At 41.8% G+C, this 7,411-nt stretch carries 8 protein-coding genes and 1 pseudogene; all 9 read right to left on the bottom strand.

The window, feature by feature from the left end; all coding sequences use genetic code 11:
* A partial coding sequence (locus tag GX348_03990; protein ID NLP41349.1) for a phosphomannomutase occupies positions 1 to 415 on the bottom strand: 415 nt, incomplete at its 3' end.
* 269 nt (positions 416 to 684) lie between these two features.
* Complete coding sequence (locus GX348_03995; protein NLP41350.1) at positions 685 to 2,043, bottom strand: mannose-1-phosphate guanylyltransferase/mannose-6-phosphate isomerase; 1,359 nt, start codon at positions 2,041 to 2,043, stop codon at positions 685 to 687.
* A gap of 177 nt (positions 2,044 to 2,220) precedes the next feature.
* Positions 2,221 to 2,688: pseudogene (locus tag GX348_04000) on the bottom strand (DUF86 domain-containing protein).
* Positions 2,678 to 3,085, bottom strand: a complete 408-nt coding sequence (locus GX348_04005) for a nucleotidyltransferase domain-containing protein (GenBank protein NLP41351.1) — start codon at positions 3,083 to 3,085, stop codon at positions 2,678 to 2,680. The pseudogene GX348_04000 and the gene GX348_04005 overlap by 11 nt, the downstream one beginning before the upstream one ends.
* Positions 3,086 to 3,182: 97 nt before the next feature.
* Positions 3,183 to 3,563 carry a nucleotidyltransferase gene (locus GX348_04010; protein NLP41352.1) on the bottom strand — a complete coding sequence of 127 codons (381 nt, stop codon included), beginning with the start codon at positions 3,561 to 3,563 and terminating at the stop codon, positions 3,183 to 3,185.
* Positions 3,527 to 3,886 carry a nucleotidyltransferase domain-containing protein gene (locus GX348_04015; GenBank protein NLP41353.1) on the bottom strand — a complete coding sequence of 120 codons (360 nt, stop codon included), beginning with the start codon at positions 3,884 to 3,886 and terminating at the stop codon, positions 3,527 to 3,529. Before GX348_04015 ends, GX348_04010 begins: the two co-directional genes overlap by 37 nt.
* A 188-nt stretch (positions 3,887 to 4,074) precedes the next feature.
* Positions 4,075 to 4,566 carry a hypothetical protein gene (locus tag GX348_04020; protein NLP41354.1) on the bottom strand — a complete coding sequence of 164 codons (492 nt, stop codon included), beginning with the start codon at positions 4,564 to 4,566 and terminating at the stop codon, positions 4,075 to 4,077.
* Positions 4,567 to 4,570: 4 nt separating this feature from the next.
* Positions 4,571 to 5,875 (bottom strand): HD domain-containing protein, encoded by a 1,305-nt coding sequence (locus tag GX348_04025; protein NLP41355.1) that lies wholly within the window; start codon positions 5,873 to 5,875, stop codon positions 4,571 to 4,573.
* Between the two features lie 125 nt (positions 5,876 to 6,000).
* On the bottom strand, positions 6,001 to 7,365 hold the full coding sequence (locus GX348_04030) for a mannose-1-phosphate guanylyltransferase/mannose-6-phosphate isomerase (protein NLP41356.1): 1,365 nt from the start codon (positions 7,363 to 7,365) through the stop codon (positions 6,001 to 6,003).
* Positions 7,366 to 7,411 lie beyond the last annotated feature (46 nt).

The raw sequence follows: 7,411 nt of genomic DNA on the forward strand, positions 1-7,411 counted from the left end.
CCGGTGCAAAGGTCCCTGTAACTGCCAGTTCCTCAATGTCTTTAAGCCCGCTGTCACTGCTTATCGGCCTGGATTCTTCTCGTACTAATTTCATACCATTATAATCCTGCGGGTTATGGCTGGCAGTAATCATAATGCCGCCGTCCAATTTTAAATGTGCGGTGGCAAAATAAATCATCTCAGTGCCGCAAATGCCAATATCAACAACATCACACCCGCCCTCGGTCAGTCCCTTAACCAACGCTGCCCGAATAGCCGCTCCCGTAAGCCTGATATCCCGCCCGACAGCAACCTTCTTAGCCTTAAAGATTTCAACATAGGCCCGCCCAACCCGGTACGCTAACTCCTCATTAAGTTCATCCGGCACCTTACCGCGAATATCATAAGCCTTAAACGCCGTCCGTTTTAATTCCATTATTTATGCACCTCTTTCCAAACTTTTCATACTGTTAATTTTATAGAGCAAAGTCCTCCTAAACTGTCATTGCGAGCGCAGCACGGCAATCTCATTCCCCGTAAAACACTTTAACATTCTATGACTCCTTATAAAATATATTCCATACTTTTAGTTTCTTTCATTAAAGATATTCTCCTTCTCGGCCGTTAGTTTAATAATATAAAAGCTGGCAAAGCAAAAATTGCTCTGTCAGCTTAATTTGTCTTTGCTGGCGCAGCGCGGCAATCTCAGAACCTCACAATATCATCTTCCTCTAAATAATCCCCGTTCTGCACTTCAATAATTTCAAGCGACAGTTTCCCCGGATTATCCAGCCGATGCTTAGCCGCTGCCGGAATAAATATACTCTCATTCCTATGTACCATCTGCTCAGTATCATCAATGATTATCCTAGCGGTTCCCCCAATTACTACCCAGTGCTCGCTGCGGTGATAATGAAGATGCAAGCTTAAACCATGTCCGGGAGCCACCATGACTTTTCTTATCCGATACCCCCGCCCCTCACCGAGGATAGTATAGGTTCCCCACGGGCGAAATACTGTGGTATGCCGGTCTGCTTCACGGCGGCCAAGCTTTCTTAAATCACCGACTAAATCCTTAACCTTCTGGGATTCGCCTTTTTTAGCTACTAAAATAACGTCATCAGTTTCAACAACTAATAAATCTTTAAGTCCAATCCCCGCCAGCAGGCGGCTCCGCCCCAGCATAAGCGTGTGAGAACATTCCAGAGGAAGGCAGTCGCCCCTTAAAGCATTACCGTCCGAGTCTTTTTCTAAAACATCATAAATTGCGTCCCATGAACCAATATCATTCCAATACGCTGTTAAAGGTATAGTAACAACTTTGGCAGAATTCTCCGCAATGGCATAATCAAAAGAGATATCCGGCATATCGGCAAAGTTACTCATGGCGCTCTCAAAATTTCTATCAATTATATTATATAACTGCGGCTGATGAAGGCTTAGTTCTTCAAGCAGACAACCGATTGTAAAACTAAACATACCAGAGTTCCAATAATAGTTACCTGCGTTTAGATATTCCTGCGCCGTCTTTTTATCCGGCTTTTCACGGAAAGAACTTACATGATAACTATCCCCCACCTGTTTGCCTGCCTGGATATAGCCATAGCCGGTCTCAGGTTTATCCGGCTTTATCCCGAAAGTCACTATTTTGTCTTTAGCTGCCGCAACCCCTTGCCTTACGACGGCAAGGAAGCTTTCTGCCGGGCGGATAATATGGTCTGATGGCGTAACAAACAAGACTTCACCACTGTCCGCCCCCAACATATCTAAGCAAAATCGCGCTGCCAGCGCAATAGCCGGCGCCGTATTTCGCCCCACTGGTTCTTGCAGTATATGAGCCCCTGCAGCACCCACCTCAGCCAGCTCATACTGAACATGATGAAAATACTTCTGACCTGTCACAATAACTATATCCTTCGGCGAAACTATCGGCAAAAACCGCCGCACAGTCTGCGCCAGCAGCGACTTTTTGCCGTCAATCTTAAGAAATTGCTTAGGTAAATCAGTTCTGGATAACGGAAACAACCGCGTCCCGCCGCCCCCAGCGAGGATAATCACCTTCATCCAACGCACCCTCTTTTAAAGCAATTAGGGTGGCAAGGGCCCCAGAACTAATATATGATTGTCAAGTTCATTACTGAACACCCAAACTAATTTCTGTATTTGTCATTGCGAGCGCAGCGCGGCAATCCCTGTTTACAAACTTAATCCCCCACTGCTAAGTGAGGGACTAAGTTTCGTCTATTCCCCTCTATTAAGAGGGGTGGTCCGCAGGCCGAGGCGTGTCCAATCTTCCGACTTTTTGACAAAAGCCACAACCAGTTTTACATACTCTCGCAAATCATCAAGATGCTTTTCAATGACTGCCTGCACGATGGCCAGATTAACCGCCTGATAATCATGCACAGCTATATTGCGAAAGCCAACCATAGCCTGCATTTTTTGCGCTATCTCTTCGCCAATCACTCCGCCTTGGTGCAGCAAAGCAAAAGCATCCCGACTATTTTGCGGCAGTCCTAGCTTAAGTTCTGCTACGATATGCATAGCTAAATCAATCGATGCCTCACAAGCACGCTGAATATTTAAAATGATTGAGTCCTGCTTAGTGAAATTATTAAGGTTATCTGGATTTCCTTCATATTCTTCGTAAATCCGCTACAAGCAGCGCTCAATGATCTGAGCCTTGTTGTAAACCACATCAATAACCATAGATACTGCCCTGCCTTTCGATTTGCCGCAAAACAACAGCCCGCTGTTCATTTAGCGTGGCATATTCTTTGAATGTTTTCATATAAAAACGCGCCCGGCGTACTTCATCAGAGCAATAAATAACCTTCCCGCCGCTGACAATCTGAGCCTTCATCACGGTAGAAGCCAAATTCAAATTTATGAGGTCAACATCCCTGCCAACCAAAACTGCAATTCTTTGTGCCAGCACAAATACCTCATAAGAGTCTAGCTCAATTTCACCAAGATAAGCTATATCAATATCACTATCGTCACGAGCCATGTCTTTTCCATACGAGCCAAACAAAATAACTAAATATGCTTCCGCTCGCTTTATCAATAGATCATTAATGGCCTGTATTGGAATACCTAGCTCCATCTGACTTCCTCCTGAACAAGATACGATTATATCTATTATACCACAATTATCCATAAAAAAATAAAACTGCAGTTCTCCTGCAGTAATTGGTTGTCAATCAGAGCCGCTTTAAAATGTTACGTATTTCTTCTGGGAGCCGTTTTGCACTTTCATAAACTTTATCAGCAATATCCGGATTATAAGTATGAGCTGTCATATTTCTATCTTCGAGCATTTCGAACCAAATATCAATATCGTCGATAAATCCTAACTCAAAACTGCTCCTTATCACCTGTCGCGGTGAATTTACATCTATCCCTTCAATTTTTAGGGCTTTTTTGAGCAATTTCCAAGATAGCTCAAAACAATATTCGAATCGTTGGATTGTCGCGTCTCTGACTATTACTGAAAAAGGCTCTTCAAGTACCTCATCCAGTGTAGCCAGCGCTTTATTTAGACGATTTATGAGAAAAGTGAGTTCTTCTTTCTTTGTTTCCATATTTCCACCCCTCCCCGCAGCGCAATCCTTATAAATTCTGAGTTAAGATTTGTAAAGTCAACCAAATCCACCCGTGCTGCAATAGGCATTTCTTCTAGTTTATCTTTTAGCTCTGTCAGCATTTGTGGCGATATCTGGTCGGCATAGTACCCTATATCATAATCTGACCGCTCATGAGCCTTACCTGTAGCCCGCGAACCAAATAGAAATATATCGGCGTCAATATTTGAGAACGCCTGCAAAACATTTATCTTAATTGCCTCCCGCTCGTGGTAAACAGTAATTCCATCCTCGGCCAACACCCTATAACCCAATTTTTTCATAGGTCGCCACTCTTGCCGTTGTAACAGCGGGTGCCGGGTAGATAGTCGAATGAACGAACCATTCATAAACATAATCCTCCACTCTGGCTGATTCTTATTTATATTATACATATTATACCACAATTATCCATAAAAAAATAAAGCCGACAGAACATGACAAGTATTCTGCCAGCATTATAAACATCGTACTAATTATAAACAACCTTATCCGCAAAAATCATTGCGTCCTTAATATGCCTTGCTAAATGAGGTTTAAGCTCGAGAGCCTTGTTTTCCGCAGATTCTCGTGAATATCCTGAATCGCGCAAAAAGATATAAGTACTAACCATCTCAAGGTATTGTGAGTCTTTTTCACTTAACATTTCAAGTTTGCTAAGATTTATTGTAAAACTAAGTCCGGCATCTTCAAGGCATTTTTTAAATTCTTCCCCCTTCGATGTTATCCTATAAACGTATGTATCATCTTGCCGATCTTCAATCAAGTACCCTTGTCTAACTAATGAATTTACTTCTTCCTGAAGCTGTGCTGAATATGGACCATAGAAGTGATATTCATACTTAAAAGTAAAATTGTGTCCGCAGTTTTCTAAAATATGGATCATCTTCTGCATTTTCTTCCTACCAAAGATTGATTTCGTTAAATCAAAAAAGCTAAGCAAGGCGAATGTAGCGTCAATCATTTCCTCATCCTCCCAGTAATTCATCCATATATTCTTTAGGGCAAAATAACCTCGGAATCGAAATTGGTTTATTCCTAATCTGCCGGACAGTATCAGAAATGTTAGACAATTCTTCTCCTTTACCCTTTTTATCAAAAAGAATTATTTGCTCTGAGGCTTCACGTTCATCTTCCTTTTCACCCGACTTCGGTATTTGTGAGATATAGGTATCTTTGTAAGAACTACTAGTAGCCTGGTCATGCAGAAAATAATATTTCCATGCGACTCCTCGCTTCTGAGCAACTTCTACTGACTTGCTAGTTAATTCATAGGATTTATTTATGTCCAAATCAATTCCCTTAAATAACTGCCGCGTAATAAGTCGGCTTGTCAAATCCCTAAGTATTGAATCATCATGACTCCGCCAATTATTAAAATAGTGCCAGATAGTGTTATCCGTTAAATTTAAATAATTATTAATTGTCTTATTTATGTCTTTATTCTTAAGAATTTGGTTTAAGTCGTTTGGTAGCTCAACCGTTCTATCTTGCTGCAATTCTAATGCACGCGCTAATATGCGATCAATTAACATCTCCGCACTTCTAGTCGATTTATGGAAGTAAACGTTAACGTACATATAGTACCTAGCCATTATAAAATCCTCTGCAATACTGAGCCCTTTAGACCTGTCTAACCCGACCTCTACGTTTCCGTTTACTTCGCCAATGCGCAATACGTTAATTAACCATTCCATATCACAAGCACCATAACCAGCACCCGTCATTTTTGCATCACGTACGATATAATCCAATCTGTCAGCATCGAGTTGACTAGACAATAACTTCACAACCGCTGATGACCTATGGGTACGCTGAATAATGTCGGAAATATCGCGCGGCTTTATTCCATGTTTACTTAAAACAGAATTAGTTTCTGTATTACCGGTTATTATTGCAATCGTCCATTTTTCGTGTTTTATTCCAGTAGACTTTTCCAGCGCATGCGAAAAAGGCCCATGCCCGATATCATGCAGTAATGCAGCTATAAGAGTATACAATTTATACTCCTTGATTTCTTCGATATACCTTTTATACTGGTCACCCTTAAGACTGCATATTCTGTCAATAATACGTTTAACAAGATGTGTGACACCCAGCGAATGAGCAAACCTTGTATGCTCAGCTCCTGGATAGGTGAAAGAAGACAAGCCTAGCTGCTTGATATGCCTCAACCGCTGAAAATCAGCACTATCAATCAAATCAAGCAAAACTTTTTCAGTATCTTTGTCAAATTGAATGATATTGTGAATAGGATCACGAATTACTTTCAATATATCACCCCATCCAGACATTTACACTCTGGTTCTACACATTATATATTTATTTCTTCCTTATTCGACCTCATATCTAGACATTTTTGTCAAAATCCTATCTGTCTCGTTCTAAAACTTCCCCCTTATTCAAACCTCACAATATCGTCTTCCTCTAAATAATCCCCGTTCTGCACCTCGATAATCTCTAGCGGCAGCCTGCCTGGATTATCCAATCTATGCTTAGTGGGTTCCGGAATAAATATACTTTCGTTTCTATGTACCATGTGGTCTTCATTAGCAATGATTATTTTAGCCGTGCCGCCAATTACAATCCAGTGCTCAATGCGGTGATAATGAAAATGAAGGCTTAACCCGTGCCCGGGCATTACCATTACTCTTCTAATCCGATAACCCGGACCTTCGCACAGAACAGTATGATGGCCCCAAGGACGATAAATAGTACTGTGTTCCTTAGCCTCGCGCCTGCCTTGTTTCTTAAGCTCAGTGACCAGCTCTTTCACCTTCTGCGATTCACCCTTTTGCACTACAAGGATTACATCGTCTGTTTCAACAACCAGTAAATCCTCTAACCTGATTCCAGCTATTAACCGGCTGCGTCCTAACATCAAAGTATTACTGCATTCAAGAGGCATACAGTCGCCGCTCGTAACATTCCCGGCAGAATCTTTCTCCATAACATCATAAATAGCATCCCAGGAACCAATATCATTCCAGTAGGCAGTTAGAGGTATGGTCATGATTCTATTCGACTTCTCCACAATTGCATAGTCAAATGAAATATCCGGCATCTGAGTAAAATCGGAAACCAATGTCTTGATATTTTTTTGAGACAGCTCAAAAATTTGCGGGTGATACAATTTAAGTTCTACCATAAAGCAATCAATATTAAAAGCGAACATCCCTGAATTCCAGTAATAATTACCGGCGTTAATATACTCCTGGGCTTTTTCTTTATCCGGCTTTTCTTTAAATGCTGTTACTAGATAGCCGCCCCCGTACTTCTGTCCGGTCTGAATGTAGCCATAGCCCGTCTCTGGCCTATCGGGTTTAATGCCAAGGGTTATTATCATATCCGTTGAAGCCGCTTGCAGTGCCTGCTTCACAGCTAATACGAACGTTTCAGGAGATCGGATAATATGATCAGACGGTGAAACAAACATCACCTCACTACTGTCACACCCAAGCTCATCAAGACAAAACCGCACCGCCAAAGTAATTGCCGGAGCAGTATTTCTACCTACCGGTTCTAGCAAAATATTAGCATCTTTGGCTCCTATATCGACCATTTCGTGCTGTACATGATGGTAGTAATTTTTATTGGTCACAATGACAATATCATTTGCTTTAATCATCGGCAAAAACCTGCGCACAGTCTCCGCCAGCAGCGACCTCTTGCCGTCAATTTTTAAAAATTGTTTCGGAAGTGAAGTCCTGGATAAAGGAAATAACCGCGTTCCACCGCCACCGGCTAGGATAATTACCTTCACATAACGCACCCTCTTTTAAACTATTAGGGTGGCCTGCGCCCCAGAA

It is taken from the genome of Veillonellaceae bacterium (assembly GCA_012523975.1).
Taxonomy (GTDB): Bacteria; Bacillota; Negativicutes; order JAAYSF01; family JAAYSF01; genus JAAYSF01.